This is a genomic window from Ferruginibacter sp. (genome assembly GCF_028288465.1).
Taxonomy (GTDB): Bacteria; Bacteroidota; Bacteroidia; order Chitinophagales; family Chitinophagaceae; genus Ferruginibacter.
Window position 1 is genome coordinate 62,711 of record NZ_JAQBNR010000024.1, and the last position, 16,710, is coordinate 79,420.

The 16,710-nt window shown below is 40.0% G+C and carries 14 protein-coding genes; 7 read left to right on the forward strand and 7 right to left on the reverse strand.

What is annotated here, in order from left to right; genetic code table 11:
• Window positions 1-60: 60 nt before the first annotated feature.
• The 3 genes from JWR61_RS12210 (at window position 61) to JWR61_RS12220 (ending at window position 3,404) form a co-directional block, all read left to right on the forward strand.
• Window positions 61-1,053, forward strand: a complete 993-nt coding sequence (locus JWR61_RS12210; protein WP_301928083.1) for a Gfo/Idh/MocA family protein — start codon at window positions 61-63, stop codon at window positions 1,051-1,053.
• Between the two features lie 69 nt (window positions 1,054-1,122).
• Window positions 1,123-2,268: a glycosyltransferase family 4 protein gene (locus tag JWR61_RS12215; RefSeq protein ID WP_301928084.1), complete on the forward strand. Its 1,146-nt coding sequence runs from the start codon at window positions 1,123-1,125 to the stop codon at window positions 2,266-2,268.
• Window positions 2,269-2,270: 2 nt separating this feature from the next.
• Complete coding sequence (locus tag JWR61_RS12220) at window positions 2,271-3,404, forward strand: glycosyltransferase (protein WP_301928085.1); 1,134 nt, start codon at window positions 2,271-2,273, stop codon at window positions 3,402-3,404.
• 11 nt (window positions 3,405-3,415) lie between these two features.
• On the opposite strand, the gene JWR61_RS12225 is transcribed toward JWR61_RS12220, so the two are convergent.
• Window positions 3,416-4,102, reverse strand: a complete 687-nt coding sequence (locus tag JWR61_RS12225; RefSeq protein ID WP_301928086.1) for a cell division ATP-binding protein FtsE — start codon at window positions 4,100-4,102, stop codon at window positions 3,416-3,418.
• Between the two features lie 320 nt (window positions 4,103-4,422).
• Between JWR61_RS12225 and JWR61_RS12230 the strand changes: the two genes are divergently transcribed.
• The 3 genes from JWR61_RS12230 to JWR61_RS28260 all read left to right on the forward strand — a co-directional run bounded on the left by JWR61_RS12230 (window position 4,423) and on the right by JWR61_RS28260 (window position 7,480).
• Complete coding sequence (locus tag JWR61_RS12230; RefSeq protein ID WP_290336077.1) at window positions 4,423-4,779, forward strand: BlaI/MecI/CopY family transcriptional regulator; 357 nt, start codon at window positions 4,423-4,425, stop codon at window positions 4,777-4,779.
• A 122-nt stretch (window positions 4,780-4,901) separates the two neighbouring features.
• On the forward strand, window positions 4,902-7,286 hold the full coding sequence (locus JWR61_RS12235; protein WP_301928087.1) for an N-acetylmuramoyl-L-alanine amidase: 2,385 nt from the start codon (window positions 4,902-4,904) through the stop codon (window positions 7,284-7,286).
• Window positions 7,283-7,480 (forward strand): energy transducer TonB, encoded by a 198-nt coding sequence (locus JWR61_RS28260; protein WP_367881800.1) that lies wholly within the window; start codon window positions 7,283-7,285, stop codon window positions 7,478-7,480. Before JWR61_RS12235 ends, JWR61_RS28260 begins: the two co-directional genes overlap by 4 nt.
• Window positions 7,481-7,548: 68 nt before the next feature.
• On the opposite strand, the gene JWR61_RS12240 is transcribed toward JWR61_RS28260, so the two are convergent.
• Window positions 7,549-8,730 carry an AIR synthase related protein gene (locus JWR61_RS12240; protein ID WP_301928088.1) on the reverse strand — a complete coding sequence of 394 codons (1,182 nt, stop codon included), beginning with the start codon at window positions 8,728-8,730 and terminating at the stop codon, window positions 7,549-7,551.
• 81 nt (window positions 8,731-8,811) lie between these two features.
• Here JWR61_RS12240 and JWR61_RS12245 point away from each other — a divergent pair, with 81 nt between their 5' ends.
• Window positions 8,812-9,750: a bifunctional riboflavin kinase/FAD synthetase gene (locus JWR61_RS12245; RefSeq protein ID WP_301928089.1), complete on the forward strand. Its 939-nt coding sequence runs from the start codon at window positions 8,812-8,814 to the stop codon at window positions 9,748-9,750.
• A 252-nt stretch (window positions 9,751-10,002) separates the two neighbouring features.
• Here JWR61_RS12245 and holA read toward each other — a convergent pair whose 3' ends face one another.
• From holA to smc, 5 genes are all read right to left on the reverse strand, one after another.
• Window positions 10,003-11,001: a DNA polymerase III subunit delta gene (holA, locus tag JWR61_RS12250; protein ID WP_301928090.1), complete on the reverse strand. Its 999-nt coding sequence runs from the start codon at window positions 10,999-11,001 to the stop codon at window positions 10,003-10,005.
• A gap of 354 nt (window positions 11,002-11,355) precedes the next feature.
• Complete coding sequence (locus JWR61_RS12255; protein WP_290336083.1) at window positions 11,356-11,604, reverse strand: hypothetical protein; 249 nt, start codon at window positions 11,602-11,604, stop codon at window positions 11,356-11,358.
• 87 nt (window positions 11,605-11,691) lie between these two features.
• The gene (locus JWR61_RS12260; protein WP_290336084.1) at window positions 11,692-11,949 is read right to left on the reverse strand and encodes a hypothetical protein; all 258 of its coding nucleotides are present in this window, start codon (window positions 11,947-11,949) and stop codon (window positions 11,692-11,694) included.
• Window positions 11,950-12,210: 261 nt separating this feature from the next.
• On the reverse strand, window positions 12,211-12,471 hold the full coding sequence (locus JWR61_RS12265) for a GlsB/YeaQ/YmgE family stress response membrane protein (RefSeq protein WP_290336085.1): 261 nt from the start codon (window positions 12,469-12,471) through the stop codon (window positions 12,211-12,213).
• 283 nt (window positions 12,472-12,754) lie between these two features.
• Window positions 12,755-16,270 (reverse strand): chromosome segregation protein SMC, encoded by a 3,516-nt coding sequence (smc, locus tag JWR61_RS12270; protein ID WP_301928091.1) that lies wholly within the window; start codon window positions 16,268-16,270, stop codon window positions 12,755-12,757.
• Window positions 16,271-16,710: the final 440 nt, after the last annotated feature.

Here is a 16,710-nt window from a genome sequence, read left to right on the forward strand (position 1 = left end):
TATTGTATTTATATTTTTCTTTAAAATTATTCAATAATCTGCCATATTTGCCATAATTATATGCACAAAAATTTTGCTATTATAGGGTGTGGAAGAATTGGCTGGCGTCACGCAGAACAAATTAGCCAGTTGGCAAACGTAAAAGCAGTATGCGATATTGTCCCGGCAAAGGCAAATGACCTGGCAACCCATTACAAAGCTACTCCATATCATCAATTTGAAGAATTGCTGGCAGCAGAACAAAACCTTGAACTTGTCAGTATTTGTACGCCTAACGGACTGCACGCTCCCCACGCAATACAGGCTCTGCATGCAGGCCTTCATGTATTATGCGAAAAACCTTTATGTATTTCGGTAACCGAAGGTAACGCAATGTTACAGGCAGCCAAAATCGCTAAAAGAAAATTATTTGTAGTTAAACAAAACCGATACAATCCTCCTGTAATTGTGTTGAAAAAGCTGCTTGACGAAAGAAAACTGGGTGAAATTTATAGTTTCCAAATTAATTGCTTCTGGAACCGGCCGGTTGAATATTATACGGATTGGAAAGGTTCTAAAAAATTGGATGGCGGTACCTTGTTTACGCAGTTCAGTCATTTTATTGATTTATTATACTGGCTGTTGGGAGATGTGGAAGTTGTAAAAAAAATTACCGCCAATAAAGCACACCCCGCAATTGAGTTTGAAGACTGTGGCGCGGTTTTGTTCAATATGACCAATGGTGCTATTGGTTCGTTAAATTATACCGTAAATAGCTTCGAAAAAAATATGGAAGGTTCCTTTACTATTTTTGGAGAGAGGGGAACTGTAAAAATTGGCGGGCAATACCTCAACAAATTAGAGTATTTTAATGTCGCAGGTATGGAAACACCAATTCTTGAAAAAGGCAGCCCGGCCAATGGCTATGGGTACTACCAGGGCAGTATGAGCAACCACGATAAAGTATACCAAAACCTGCTGATGGCTTTGGATGATGACAGCCACGTTTTTGCCAGTGCCGCCGAAGGACTTAAAACGGTTGAAATAATAGAACGCATCTATAATGCTTCATAAACAGTAATTTGCGCAGGCAATAAAGAAATTGTTGTCAGCTGATGCAGCGTCAATGCCAAAGCTATTTTCATGAACAATAACAAGTCTAATATCCATGCAGGCAAAACTATGCTTCCCCAAAAAGCAAAAAGGATATTTTGTACCGTAACTACAGACCTTACGTACGATCAGCGTATGATCCGCATTTGCACTTCCCTTGCCGAAGCCGGATACGATGTTACTCTGGTAGGTCGCCAAATGAAAAACTCCATTCCGCTAACACCACAGCCTTTTGCGCAAAAAAGAATAAGCTGCTTTGTTGAAAAAGGTAAAATGTTTTATGCAGCTTATAACTTCAGGTTGTTCTTTTTTCTGTTATTCAAAAAAATGGATTGCATTGTATCTATCGACCTGGATACCATTCTGCCCTGCTATTTTATCTCCCGGATAAAAACTATAAAAAGGGTATATGATGCACATGAGTTGTTTTGTGAGATGAAAGAAATTGCCACCCGCCCGCCGATCTATGCAACGTGGAAAAGAATAGAAAAATTTGCCGTACCGAAATTTCCGCATGGCTATACTGTGAACCAGCCCATTGCCGGGGAATTCAACAAAATGTATGGCGTACAATACGAAGTGATAAGAAATATTGCATTGGTAAGAACCCTGCCATTACAAACAAAAACTGAAAAATTTATTTTGTACCAGGGAGCGGTAAACGAAGGCCGTTGTTTTGAAACGTTGATACCTGCAATGAAATTGGTAGACAGCAAATTAATCATTTGCGGTGATGGCAATTTTATGGAGCAGGCAAGGCAACTGGTTGCAAAAAATAACCTGCAGCAAAAAGTAATTTTTAAAGGGAAGATAACACCAGCCGAACTAAGGACCATCACACAGCAGGCTTATATTGGTGTAACACTTTTTGATGATGCCGGATTAAGCAACTATTATTCCCTTGCCAACCGCTTTTTCGACTACCTGCATGCCGGTACTCCGCAATTGTGCGTTAACTATCCCGTTTACAGGGAAATCAATGAGCAATTACCTGTTGCTATGCTCGTGGATGATACCGGTATTACAAACCTTGCCCGGCAACTGAACAATTTACTCCACAACGAAGTTTTACATAGTGAGCTGCGAGCCAATTGCCTTAAAGCAAGGGAAATATACAACTGGCAGCGGGAATCAAAAAAGTTGGTTGAATTTTATAACAGGTTGCTGGCAAATTAACAATGGCGGAAAGACATTTACATATCATTACACACGATGTGCCCTGGCCGGCAGACTTTGGCGGCGTTATGGACCTGTTCTATAAAATAAAAACCCTGCACCAGAACGATGTTAAAATTTACCTGCACTGTTTTGTAAATGAAAGGCCAGAGCAGGAAGAGTTGAATAAATATTGCGCTAAGGTGTATTATTATCAACGCAAAAAAAGCTGGACCCGGTTTTCTTTTAGTGTACCGTTTATCGTTAGTACAAGAAAATCAGCAGAATTGTTAAAGAACTTACAACAAGACAACTACCCCGTTTTAATTGAAGGCGTACATTGTTCCTGGCATTTATATACAGGTCAGCTGCGCAACCGCATTGTTTTATTACGCCTGCACAATGCCGAGTTTGAATATTATCATCAGCTGGCCCTGCATGAAAGCAGCCCATTGAAAAAAATGTATTACCAGCATGAAAGTTCGCTGCTAAAAAAATATGAAAACAAACTGGCCGGTAAAGTAAATATCAATGCGGTTAGTGCGCAGGATGTAGCCTTGTACCAGCAAAATTTTAAAGCCACACACATCGATCACCTGCCCGTTTTTCTGCCGTATGAAAAGGCGGCGGGAAGGGAAGGTAACGGCTGCTTTTGCCTGTACCATGCCAACCTCGCCATCAATGAAAACGAAGCTGCGGCGATTTGGTTACTGCAGGAAGTTTTTCAGGATCTCAAAATTCCATTTGTAATTGCCGGTAAAAACCCATCTCAAAAACTGGAGTTTATGGCCCACCAGCATGCGCATACCTGTCTCGTATCAAATCCATCCGACAAGGAGCTGCATGACATGATTGCAAAAGCGCAGATAAATATTTTACCTTCTTTTAATAACACCGGTGTAAAACTAAAATTACTAAACGCACTTTACAACGGCAGGCATTGCCTGGTGAATCAAGCCGGGGTAACAGGATCTGGTTTGGACAACCTTTGCACCATTGCAGAAACGGCAGAGGAATTTAAAAACACTATCAAAAAATTGTACACAAAGCCTTATGCATTGGAGGAAAATGAGAACAGGCAACAGGTGTTGAAGCGATTGTATAACAATCAAAAAAATGCAGACAAGCTAATCGAAATTTTCTGGAGTCAGCAGTAAGAATATACTTTTTACATAGTAATACTGGCATTGTCCAGCACTTTACCTCTTTCGGTTTTAATCGTTCTTGCAGGAAATTTGTTGATCACCATATAATCATGCGTGGCCATTACAATGGCAGTATTATAGTCTTTGCAAATACTGAACAGCAACTGCATAATCTCGTCACTTGTTTCAGGATCCAGGTTTCCGGTAGGCTCGTCGGCCAGTATTAACTTCGGCGAATTCAGCAAAGCTCTCGCCACATCAATTCGCTGTTGTTCGCCACCACTCAACTCAAAAGGCATTTTAAAACCCTTTGTTTTCAATCCCACTTTTTCCAATACGTCATTTATTTTTTCATCCATTAGCTTCTCATCCTTCCATCCGGTAGCTTTTAAAACAAACTTCAGGTTGTTGTTTACATTTCTGTCTGTAAGCAATTGAAAATCCTGGAACACAACACCCAGGTTACGGCGCAGAAAGGGCACTTTTTTCCAGTCCAGTTCTTTCAGGTTATAGCCCACCACCGTTCCCTCACCTTCTTTAAAATCAAGATCGCCATACATTGTTTTTAGCAGGCTGCTTTTACCGGTTCCGGTCTTGCCAACGAGGTATACAAACTCTCCTTTATCCACGGTAATATTTACATCACTTAAAATCAGGTTAGCACCCTGGTAAATATTTGCGTTCTTTAGTTCAATTAAGGCCTGAGACATGGTTTGTTTGTGTTTTGTAGTTGTTATTTATTTTACCGGCAGCTGTATTTCATGGCGACATCGTTGTGTCACTCACGTGTACATTTATAGCTTTTGGCACCCTCCTCAATTCGTAAAAGCTTTCTGCAATCAGCTTACTACTCAGGCGGTCTGACCTTCAGTGCCGACCGCCGCGGATGCAAATTTAACCTAATGAATCCCTGCAATAAAAATTAATTTTTCCAAAGGTAAATGTTAAATCTGTTTAATAACTAAATAAATAGTTGTAAAACTAAATTATTAGTTATAGATTTGTTTCACAAAATTAAAACCGATTTTAAATGAAGACATTAACCAAAGCAGAAGAGCAAATTATGCAGGTGATCTGGAAGCTGGAGAAAGCATTTTTAAAAGAGATCATTGAAGAACTGCCCAACCCCAAACCGCACAGCAATACAGTTGCCACTATCATAAAAATTTTGACAGAAAAAGATTTTGTAGGCCTGAAAGTGTTTGGTCGCATGCACCAGTACTATCCGCTTGTAAGCAAAGATTCCTACAGTAAAAGCAGTATGAAGAGTTTGGTAAAAGGCTACTTTGAAGGCAATTTCAGCAATGCCGTTTCCTTTATGGTAAAAGAAAACAATTTAAGTATTGATGAGCTGGAGCTGTTACTGAAGCAACTAAAAAAGAAATAAGCGCCTTAATTAATTAAGAATTAAAAATTAATAATTAATAATTAACAATTCTTTCAACCAGGTAACACTTACTTACAACTTAGAACCTACTACTTATACCTTATAACTCATAACTATTTCCCATGCTTGTATTCGCATTTTACGTGTTGAAAGTTATTATTTGCTCAGGTGTTTTGTTTGGGTATTACTGGCTGTTGTTACGCAACAAAATATTTCACCAGTACAACCGGTTTTATTTGCTGGCCACCATTGTCTTGTCTTTACTGGCACCGCTTGTTCAAATCAATATCCAGCATCATGCAGATGCACCAGCTACAAGCATTACATTATTACAGGTGGTCGGCAGCAGCAACGAATACCTGGATGAAATTGTATTAACCGTCCGCCGTGATAACTTCACTGCCGAACAATTTGCATACCTGTTATATAGCCTGGTATGTTGCGTCTTCTTTATACTATTTATACAGGTGTTATTAAAAATCCGCACCCTCTTAAAACAGCACCGACAAACGGTTATAGACAATATTCACTTTGTAAATACAACAGCAAAGGGAACGCCTTTTTCTTTTTTGCAATACATTTTCTGGAACGATTATATTGATATTACCACCACCACCGGCAACCAGATTTTTAAACATGAGTTGGCGCATGTACAACAAAAACACAGCTACGATAAATTATTTATCAATGCAGTGCTGATCTTTTTCTGGTGCAATCCTTTCTTCTGGATGATACGTAAAGAACTAAACATGATCCACGAATTTATGGCCGACAAAATAGCCGTGGAAGAAAGCGACACTGAAGCTTTTGCTGCCATGATTTTGCAGGCCACTTACCCGCAGCACCGTTTTCCGTTGACCAATCCTTTTTTCTATTCACCCATAAAACGAAGATTACTTATGTTGACAAAAAACAAAAATCCCAAAGCGGGCTACATCGGGCGTGTGCTTGTATTGCCTGTGGCTGCTTTATTGTTCGCAGCATTTACATTAAAAACAAAAACCATTACCAATGCTCCTGTGTACCACGGTAAAAAAATAACGGTAGTGTTGGATGCAGGCCATGGTGGACAAGACTTTGGCGCAGCCAGCACAGACGGAAAAATTTTAGAAAAAGACCTCAACCTTTCTATCGCAAAAAAAATAAAAGCGCTGAACCTCAACCAGGATATCAACCTTGTGCTAAGCAGGGAAACGGACATTTATCAAAGTCCTAAAGAGAAGGCTGATTTTAGTAAAGCGCAAAACCCGGACCTCTTTATCAGCATCCATATTGATGCGGCTTCAAAAGATTCAGCCAATATAAAAAGTGGTATGAGTGTTTTTGTCGCCAGGGAAAGCGATGGAAATACATACCCCAGCAAATTATTCGCTTCGGCAATCATCAATGAGTTTACGAATGATTATAAAATACCGGTAAATAAATTACCGGCTCAGCAAGAAACGGGAATTTGGGTTTTAAAACAAACTATTTGTCCGGCTGTTTTAATTGAAGCTGGTTACATCACAAACAATAAAGATTTGGCCTACATGCAAACAGAGGAGGCAAAAGAAACCATTGCTAAAAATGTATTGTCGGCGATTGAAAAATATGCACTTGTGCAAAGTGACAATAACGATAGTCCAACTGCAAAGGTCGATTCTACACCCTCAACAATTTCATTTAAAGTGAATAAAGTAACCAGGAAGGTGAGTGATATGATGGCTGAAACAGCAGAAAAAAATCTTGTTACAAATTCCAGCGCCTCACTATTGATAATAGTGAACAGTAAAATAATGAATTTTGGCGCATTAAAAAATAAGATTATAACAGCAAAGCACCTGACAATTTTTAAAGTAAAAAGCAAGGAAGCTATTAGCAAATATGGCCAGGCTGGAGCGAATGGCGTCCTTATTTTTGAAAATGCCACTATTGATGAAAATACAATCGATAATGAAACAAAACTAAATATCGACGAGGCACTTATTATTGATGATGGGGTCAAAATTGTTAAGGAGGTCCAATCTAATAAACTTACCGATGTAGCAGTCAAAAAGGACAATGCTGTCAAACACGAGCTAAACAATGAAGCGGCCATAAAAAAGGAAAATAAAGAAATGAGTACTGTTGCTCCTCTTCAAATAATATCGTCAGTAGAAGACAAAAATGGCAATTTGATCACTCCCCTGTACATCTTTGATGGCGAAGAAAAAAATGAGGAAGCAATGAATGCCATTCCTCCTGAAAATATAGAAAAAATAGAAGTGCTAAATAATGAAAAGATAAAAGCAACCTATGGTGAAAAAGCAAAGAAAGGCGTAGTATTTATTATTACCAAGAAAAATAATTACTCAGCCCCCGAAGGAAAAAACCAGGTAGCAATATTAAAAAGCGACAAAATTTTTAGCCAGGTAGAAAACCAGCCAAAATTTCCCGGCGGTGATTCTGCGTGGAAAAACTACCTCCAAAAGCACCTCGATCCTACAATACCCTTACAGAAGGATGGAAAGCCGGGCAATACAAAGTGATAGTTTCATTTGTAGTAAACCAAGATGGCAGCCTGACAGACATTACAACTGAAAATTACAAGGATAGTAAAACTGCATTGGCCTGTATTGACCTTATAAAAAAAGGTCCCAGATGGATGCCTGCAATACAAAACAACCATACTGTAACTGCTTACAAAAAGCAACCAATCACATTTGTTTTAGAGGAGCAATAACTACTGATCAACAAGCTCTTCCTCAGAGATGACACCTTTTGAAAAGGTATCGTCTCTTATTGTACAACTCAATAAACAATTGTCTCGTCTTTCAATTTTATAACCAGTTCCTTTTTATCATTCGCCTCTACCCTGCCGATTACCTGCGCATCAATATTAAATGTCTTGGCAGTAGAAATCATTAACTCCGCATCTTGAGCCGCACAATAAATTTCCAGCCGGCAGCCCATGTTAAACACTTCGTACATTTCCCGGTTATTGCTGCCACTGCTTTTTTGAATGAGCTTAAAAATTTCCGGCGCTTCAAACAAATTGTCTTTTACAATCCTGAACGTCTCCGGCAGGTATTTCATGCATTTGGTCTGGCCTCCACCACTGCAATGGATCAGGCCATGTATTTTATCAAACTCATTTTCCAGCAACACTTTTAATACCGGTGCGTAAGTTCTGGTGGGTGATAAAATCAATTTGCCAACCGTTGTGGTGAATGGTGAATTGTCAATGGTGAATGTAATGGCATCACTTAGTTTATTGTTTCCGATGTACACTACCGCTTCATCCAGACTGGTGTTGTAACTTTCTTTAAAATTATCGGCGTAATATTTACTCAGTACATCATGTCTTGCACTGGTAAGGCCATTGCTGCCGATGCCGCTGTTGTATTCTGTTTCATAGGTGGCTTGTCCGTAACTCGCCAGGCCTACAATTACATCACCTGCTTTAATTTTATCATTGCTGATCACTTTGCTTTTCAGGAAGCGGCAAGTCATGGTGCCATTTACCGCAATCGTACGCACCACATCGCCTACATCTGCCGTTTCACCTCCGAGGTAATGGATATGCACGCCAAAGCTTTTTAATTCATCAAACAGCTGCTGTGAGCCATTGATCACCTGGCTCAACACTTCACCGGGAATGATAGTTTTGTTACGATCTATAGTTGAATTAAAAACGATATTATCATACACGCCAACGCATAACAGATCATCCAAATTCATCACAATAGCATCCTGTGCAATTCCCTTCCACACTGCAATATCGCCTGTTTCTTTCCAGTACAAATATGCCAGGATACTTTTAGTACCGGCACCGTCTGCATGCATTACGCTCACATAATCATCGTCACCACCTAAATAGTCAGGATAAATTTTGCAAAACGCGTTGGCAAATAATCCCTGGTCGAGGTGCTTTGTAGCCGCATGTACTTCTTCTTTCTGTGCTGAAACGCCCCTTTTACTGTAAAGACTCATAAAAATATTTGAACCGCAAAACTAAATTTCAATTTGCAATTATCCATTAATAAATTTTCAGGTAGTTTTGCACCACTAAAAATGAGAGTTCACTACGATATACAGCACTTACCCCCGTTCCGCAACGCCGTCATCACCATCGGCACATTTGATGGCCTGCACAATGGCCACCGCAAGATCATTGAACTGATGCAAAGCGAGGCAGCCAAAGTAAATGGCGAAACAGTGATTATTACGTTTGATCCACACCCAAGACAAATTGTGGCTAAAGAAAGGGCACCACTTTTTTTGATTAATACCCCGGAAGAAAAAATCAGCCTGCTCGAAAAATTAAATATTGATCACCTGGTAGTGATTCCTTTCACGGAAGCCTTCGCCAATCAAACTGCAGAAGCCTATATCAGCGATTTTTTAGTAAATACTTTTCATCCGCATACGATTATCATTGGCTATGATCACCGTTTTGGTAAAGGCCGCAGCGGCGATTACAAATTGCTGGAAGAAAAGGCCGCCGAATATAATTACGAAGTAAAAGAAATACCGGTGTACATGCTGGAAGATGTGACCATCAGCTCAACCAAAATCAGAGAAGCCATTTTACAGGGCGATGTGGATACAGCACGCAATTGTTTAGGTTACGATTATTTTTTCAGTGGCATTGTAATTAAAGGCAATCAGCTCGGCCGCACCATTGGCTACCCCACTGCCAACCTGCAGATAAACAATGAAAATAAACTGGTACCTGGTAACGGAGTATATGCTGTTATAATTCAACATTCAACATTCAACATTCAAAAAGCGGGGATGATGAATATTGGTGTTCGCCCTACCGTGGATGGAACCAACCGGGTGATTGAAGTAAATATTTTTAATTTTGATGAAGCTATTTATGGAGAAACATTGACCATCACACTGATCAAACATCTGCGGAGCGAAGTAAAATTTAACGGGCTGGATGCGCTGAAAGCTCAGCTGGCACTGGATAAGATTGCGGCAATGGAAGCGCTTCCTGAGTTATGAGTTATGAATTATAAGTTATGGGTGTATTAATATCTCAGCTTCTGCTATTTCCTGCTTAGATATTTCTTCACTGCGTTTGGGTGTTCGGGTATGGTCCAATAATGTTATTTTGTAAAAGAGTGCGACGCCTGTCAAGCTTAATAGCAGTACATCTGCCGGGCTTCAAAAAAAATAAAAAGCGAACTAAATTATATCCGAGCGATTTACTAAAATTCATCAGCCGATATTGTCCGGCGCGGCGGAGACAGGTTATCATCCCATCATCTTTACCACCATTTCCTTCAGCAAACTGCCATCTGATGTGCCGCTGTCGTTTACGCCAACACTTTTTAAATTGTATTCGTGCAATAAAAGTAAGGCTCTTTCTACTCCTTCATAACCATATATTTTTGCAGTGGCGATGGCTTCTTTTGCGGCGAAGGGATTGTTGTAAAAAAATGGCTTGACTGCATTTTCGCTTTTGTCCGTCATACCAAAAATAATGTAGAGTTTGCTGAAATAACCATACAGCGCGGGCAACACCAATTGTATGGGTGCGGCTTTGGGATTGCCTTCAAAATACTGGATGATGCGGATGGCTTTTGCCAGGTCTTTTTTACTCATGGCGGCCTGCAGCTCAAAAGCATTATACTCTTTACTTACGCCAACATATTTTTCAATATCATCTTCAGTGATGGTTTTGCGTTGGCCGAGGTTGACCGTAATCTTTTCCAACTCATTTACAATACGGTTCAGGTCGTTGCCAAGGTGATCTACCAGCAACAAAACACCCTTCTGCGACATGCTGAAATCCTGCGCTTTGATATACTCCGTAACCCATTCCACCAGTTTGTATTCTTTGATCTTTTCTGAGGTAAATACTTCACCATCTTTTTTAATGGTCTTGTATAACTTGGTACGTTTGTCGAGCGTTTTTTCTTTATAGCTTACTACAAAAATGGTGGATGCAAGCGGATGTTCGATATAATTTTCCAGTTTATCAATGTCTTTCATTTGCTGGGCTTCCTTCAGCAGCACCACCTGCTTTTCGGCAAACATGGGATAGCGCATGCAGGCATTTACAATGTCGCTCCAGTTGGCATCTTTGCCATAAAATACAGACAGGTTAAAACCTGCCTCACTTTCCGGCAACAGGTGATGCTCGGCATAGTTCATAATTTTATCTATGTAATAATCTTCCTCTCCTTCCAGCCAGTACACCGGCTTAAATGATCTTTTTTTCCAATCGCCTAAAATTTTTTCTGCAGACATGTGAGTTATAAAGTTTTATTTCAGTTACACCCATACGGATGGCTTATGGCTGATTTTGTGATGCCTGATTTTTTTCTTTTTGTGAATTACTTGCCTGATGTAGAAACAACATAAATTAAAAATTTCGGAAATTGCTTCGCAGCTTTCTCTCTCGCAAAAAATTTATTTGTTTTTTCGTTCCCCATTAAGTTAATTACGTGTTGAGGATGCAAGTTATATGATTTGGGTTTTGCAGAATGTTTATTAATAGCACAAACAACAAACAGAAATTCTAATTAACCCTGTAAATTTTTGAATCTAACGTGTAATTTAACGATCAAACGATTCGAAGGAATCAGACATCAGACATAAAATTTATTTACCGCTCTTCCACTGCTTCAAATGTTCCACCACTTCTTCCTGGCGTTTTAATTCTTCGGCTTCAATTTCTTTCATATCGTCTTCTATTTCGTTCCATTCTTCATCTGTCAATTCGTCTTCCACTACCGAAGAAGGGTTGTTAAATTTGATTACCACATCATGCAATACCTGCAATGCTGCCTCATTGTCCATACCCATCACTATGTTTATGATTTTCTGTTTTACTATTTCAATGCTTGTCATAAAAAAGATTTGTATAAAATTAAAACATTAGGCATAAAAAAAGATACCTCTTTACAAGGTATCTTATCAAATAATTTTGCAATAAAATTAAATTCTTTTTGGAATAATCATATTCAACAAGGTCAATAAAAAGAATGCACCAAAGGCTGCCGTTAAAACATATCCCTGCCAATCCTGTCCGGAATTAATGCCAGTTGCAGCACAAACCACGTATCCTATCAAGCCACCGAAAATACCTGCCAATACGCTTGCATTTAATTCCAGGTTATTGCCTTTAAATAATTTTCCTACCCAGCCTGCCAGTGCGCCATACGTTAATACAATTATAATTGCTAATGCTTCCATACTGTTTTCCTTAAAGGATTAAATAATAAAACGAATATTGTATGAGTTGCAATCCGCCTGCCAATTTTATCTATTCACAATACGAATGAAAACAAGGGAAAATAGGGGAAATCGGGTATCGGATTCTACAGGTATTGATATGTAACGAACAAATGGTCATTTTATTTTAATGCAGTATCCTTTGGACCAACTAGACGGCTGACGGACAGGCACAAAAAAGACGCCTTTAATAAAGCGCCTTGTGATCATTTTTTTCCTTTATCAAATTCGTCGCGGAATAATTAAATTCAGTACTGCTAGCAAGATACAGGCCCCAATACCTGCGGTTAAAATGTAACCTATCCATCCGCCTCCAAGGCTAATATGCAGCAAGCCGAATAACCAGTATCCGACAAAGCCTCCCAAAATTCCTACTATGATATTTCCGATCAACCCAAGTCCGCTTCCCTGGAATAATTGTGACCCCAGCCAGCCGGCGATTGCGCCTAAAATAAGTGTGATGATAATTGCCTGTGCTTCCATGATTTTTTGTTTAAAGGTTTTTAAATACAATTCCTCCATTCAAATGCAATCTGCCTGCCAGTAATAATTACCTTATGCTTAACACGTTTTATTTGTTTTCAATCTAAATGCTGGGTCATTATTTCTACAGTGTAAGCTATTTTTTGGAAGCGGGTTTTAATACAGGATCAAATTTCATTGATTTTCTCTTCAGATCAGGCCCCGACCTTAACCTACGAAAAAACCCCGCGCTATGCCGGGGTATATTTCAATTCGTGTAATTCGTGATTAAAAATTCGTGCTGTTAATTTAATGATCTGAAATCCACCGGAACCAGCTTACTTACGCCTGGCTCCTGCATGGTTACACCATAAATCACATCTACGGCACTCATCGTTTGTTTGTTATGTGTAACAATGATAAACTGGCTATTCTCGCTAAACTGTTTGATCATCTTTGTAAACTTGCCTACGTTCGCATCATCCAGTGGCGCATCTACTTCATCCAATATACAAAAAGGTGCAGGTTTAATTAAATAGATGGCAAACAATAAAGCAGTTGCCGTTAATGTTTTTTCTCCACCACTTAACTGCCCTATCGACGACGGCCGTTTACCTTTTGGTTTGGCCACGATATCAATTCCTGTTTCGGCCAGATTGGTCGGATCAACCAATACCATATCTGCTGTATCATCTTCTGTAAACAGCGCTTTAAATACTTTCTGAAAATTATCTCTTACTTTATTAAACGTATCCAGGAACTGCTGGTTGGCCGTGGCTTCTACTTCCTGTATGGTTTGCATCAGGCTGTCTTTAGCCGTTACCAGGTCATTCTTCTGTTCCATGATAAACTCATAGCGCTTCTTCATTTCGGTGTACGCTTCAATTGCAGTCGGGTTTATCTCACCAATATTTTCCAGGCGTTTGCGCATGCGGTCATTCTTCTCCTGTAAATCTTCCAATGGAACGTCGCCAGTTCTTGGCTCATCAATGATGGTATCCAGATCAATTTTAAACTCTACCTGCAGCCTTTCTTTCATACCTGCCAGTTGCAGTTTTAATTCGGTGAGTTTATCTTTTATTTCACTTAATAAATGGTCAATCGTTTCCTTGGATTTTTGTTTGTGGCGCAGCTCGCTTTCCTTTGCTGCCAGGGCATTGCGTAAATTATAATAAGCCTGGTCGGCTTCATTTAATTTCTTTTCTTCCACATCTTTATTCATCAGCAAGTCCTTCACCAATGTTTCCAGTTCACTCAATGTGGCGGCGGTTTCACCAATGCTGGCGGCAGCTTCAGTTAACTGAACTGTACTGCTTTCTATCTGAATTTTCAAATCATTTAACTGGCGGCTCTTAAATTCAAACTCCTGTTTTAAAGACACCACTTTGCTTTGCTGGCGGGTAAACTGCAGGTTGCCATCATTGTAAGTAGCTGTAGCAAAATTGTATTCCTGCTCGGCCGAAGCATAATCCTGTTCTACTCCCTGCATTGTATCGCCCAGTTCTTCCAATTGGGTATTCAGCTTTTCAAGTTCCTCCCTGGTGTTGGCAATTGCATCGTGACTTGTTTCCAATTGTTCCTGCAAGTCATCAATTCTTTTGCTGCTCGTTTCTTCCAAATGGTGCAGGTTCTCAATTTTATTCTGCAGGCTAAACACATGATTCGTAAGATTATTTATGTCCTGCTGTGTTTGCTTAATAGCATTTTCTTTCAGCTGCTCATTAAAAGCAATCACTTCATTGTGGCGGGCCTGTATGGTTGCTTTCAGTTCATTCACCACAATTTCCTGCGCACTGATTTCTTCTACCAGCTTTTCTAAATTCTTCGCACGGCCAATCTTCTTACCTTCAAACAAACCAACGCTGCCGCCGGTAAGGGAATATTTGCCTTTTACATATTTACCCGTTTTTTCCAGTACCACCGCTCCGTTGCTGTTGGTAAGTGCGTCTTCATCTTCCGCTATGAAAACATTGCCCAGCAAGTGTTTGGCAAGATGAGCATATTTCCCATCCACTTCGATTACACTTAGCGCAGGTATTGTTCTTTCCGGCTGGTGACTTTCTTCAAAACCGGTAAATTTATCCTGTAAAAAGAAATTGGCTTTGCCCTTTTTATTATCATCCAGCAAATGGATCGCCTTCAATCCTTCTTCTAAATTATTTACCACGTAATAATTCAGGTAAGGCTCCAATACATTTTCTACCGCCGCACGATATTCCGGTTGTACATAAATGATATCACTCAGCAACGGCGCTTCATGATTCCAGTTAGGATTTTTATGCAAAAACTTTACGCTCTCAGGGTAGCCTTCCATGCTATCCACCAGGCTCTTCAGCAAGGCGTATTCGTTTTTCTTACTATCGAATTTTCTATTTTCTTCTGCGAGTTCTCCACGCAGTTTTTCCAGCATACTTTGCGTTTGAAAAATCTGTTCTTTTGTAAACTCGTGATGATCCTGCAATTGCTGCAAGTCAACCTTCTTTTGCTCCAGCTCATCCGCCTTCACTTTCCGGTCGGCTTCCAGTTGTTGTAACTGGCTTTGGCGCTGACTCTTTTCATCCTGTATCTGAACAATGGTACGTTGTACATTTTGAATGCTGGTATCGGCCACCGCTACTTTTTTTTCTGCGTCAAACTGGTTACGTTGTATGGCCTGGTTTTCCCGGCGCAGGGCATCAATGCTGCTGCGTTTTTCATCAAACGTTTTGCGTTTGTCTTCCACCGCATTTTTCAATTCTTCCAACCGGCCTTCCAGTTCTTCCAGCTTCTGTTCGTCTTCACCAATCTGCACACTGGTAAACTGGATACTTTCATCCAACCCCTTTAATTGTCCGCCTGCTTTCTGTAAAAAATCATTCAGGCTGGTTTCCCGTTCTCTTAAGTATCGCAGGCGTTGTGCCGCTAAGCTTTTTTCACTTTCCTTGCTACGCACGGCACCCAGCATATCGTTAAAGGCATGCTGCATATCCTGCAGATTTTTTTCCTGTGTAATAAAGCCCAGTTTTTCCTGCTCCAGCCCCGCTTCTTCCAATGCAATGGCAGCTTCCAATTCCAGGCGCTTATCTACTTCGGTTTGCTGCTGGTGATTCAGGTCGCGGTAGGTAATGTTAAATCCCTCCAGCGCTGCCTTGGCCAGCTCAATGCTCACTTCCTTATATTCCTTCTTTATCTCAAAATACTTCTCTGCTTTTTTTGCCTGGCTTTCCAGGCTCTTCAGCTGGTTATTGATCTCAAACAGTAAATCTTCAATACGGGCCAAATCCTGCTCTGTAGCATCCAGTTTTAACTTGGCTTCTTTTTTACGGGTTTTATAAATAGTTATCCCCGCTGCCTGTTCCAGCATTTTACGGCGGCTGTTCTCTTTATCCTTGATAATATCATCCACCATGCCCAGTTCAATGATGGCATAACTGTCCGTGCTAACGCCGGTATCCATAAACAAATTATGAATATCCTTCAGGCGACAAGCCACATCATTCAGGCGGTATTCGCTTTCCCCGTTTTTATAATATTTACGGGTAACTGTTACCATATTAAACTCCGTTGGCAACAGGTTTTTGGTATTTTCAAAAGTGAGGCTCACTTCTGCCAGCCCACTCGCAGAGCGGCTTTTGCTACCGTTAAACACCAGGCTCTCCAGGTTTTCGCTTCGCAGGTTGCTTATTTTATGCTCGCCGATTACCCAGCGGATACTATCAATGATATTGCTTTTGCCACAACCATTGGGCCCGATAACACCGGTAATACCCTCATCAAAATTGAGTACGGTTTTATCAGCAAAACTTTTAAATCCTTTTATTTCAAGACTCTTTAAACGCACGGTTCTATAATTTAAGTAAGAGGGCAAATATAGCCCAATGGTTTAGAAAGTGAATTTGAATGTATGCACGAGTTATTCACGGTTATTCACAGGTTTCTACCATACAGATTATAAATAATGCCTATTTATTAAAATGGTCTTTTGGTCCGGGCGGCGACAACTTTAGGGAAAATTGTTCCATCTTCCTCTTTTACTTTTAATGCTTTGAGAACTTTATAGAATCACGTGAAGGTCTTTATCTTTTGAAGATTATCAAAAGTAATTTTTGCCTTTTTTGGTTTTACATTTTAAATTAAAACTCATCCAATCAGAAAAGCTGCTGCTACACTTTTGTACAACAGCCCAATAACGTACCGAAAATATTACTCAACTTCAATTGCTGAAAATTCCTCACTACCTTTTTCCGTATCCATAGTTAAAAGATCCGGTCGCCAACCAGA

Excerpts from the sequence above, each read along its gene's own strand:
- JWR61_RS12210 (WP_301928083.1), top strand. The coding sequence starts at position 61 with ATGCACAAAAATTTTGCTATTATAGGGTGTGGAAGAATTGGCTGGCGT.
- JWR61_RS12215 (WP_301928084.1), top strand. The coding sequence starts at position 1,123 with ATGAACAATAACAAGTCTAATATCCATGCAGGCAAAACTATGCTTCCC.
- JWR61_RS12220 (WP_301928085.1), top strand. The coding sequence starts at position 2,271 with ATGGCGGAAAGACATTTACATATCATTACACACGATGTGCCCTGGCCG.
- JWR61_RS12225 (WP_301928086.1), bottom strand. The coding sequence starts at position 4,102 with ATGTCTCAGGCCTTAATTGAACTAAAGAACGCAAATATTTACCAGGGT.
- JWR61_RS12230 (WP_290336077.1), top strand. The coding sequence starts at position 4,423 with ATGAAGACATTAACCAAAGCAGAAGAGCAAATTATGCAGGTGATCTGG.
- JWR61_RS12235 (WP_301928087.1), top strand. The coding sequence starts at position 4,902 with ATGCTTGTATTCGCATTTTACGTGTTGAAAGTTATTATTTGCTCAGGT.
- JWR61_RS12240 (WP_301928088.1), bottom strand. The coding sequence starts at position 8,730 with ATGAGTCTTTACAGTAAAAGGGGCGTTTCAGCACAGAAAGAAGAAGTA.
- JWR61_RS12245 (WP_301928089.1), top strand. The coding sequence starts at position 8,812 with ATGAGAGTTCACTACGATATACAGCACTTACCCCCGTTCCGCAACGCC.
- holA (WP_301928090.1), bottom strand. The coding sequence starts at position 11,001 with ATGTCTGCAGAAAAAATTTTAGGCGATTGGAAAAAAAGATCATTTAAG.
- JWR61_RS12255 (WP_290336083.1), bottom strand. The coding sequence starts at position 11,604 with ATGACAAGCATTGAAATAGTAAAACAGAAAATCATAAACATAGTGATG.
- JWR61_RS12260 (WP_290336084.1), bottom strand. The coding sequence starts at position 11,949 with ATGGAAGCATTAGCAATTATAATTGTATTAACGTATGGCGCACTGGCA.
- JWR61_RS12265 (WP_290336085.1), bottom strand. The coding sequence starts at position 12,471 with ATGGAAGCACAGGCAATTATCATCACACTTATTTTAGGCGCAATCGCC.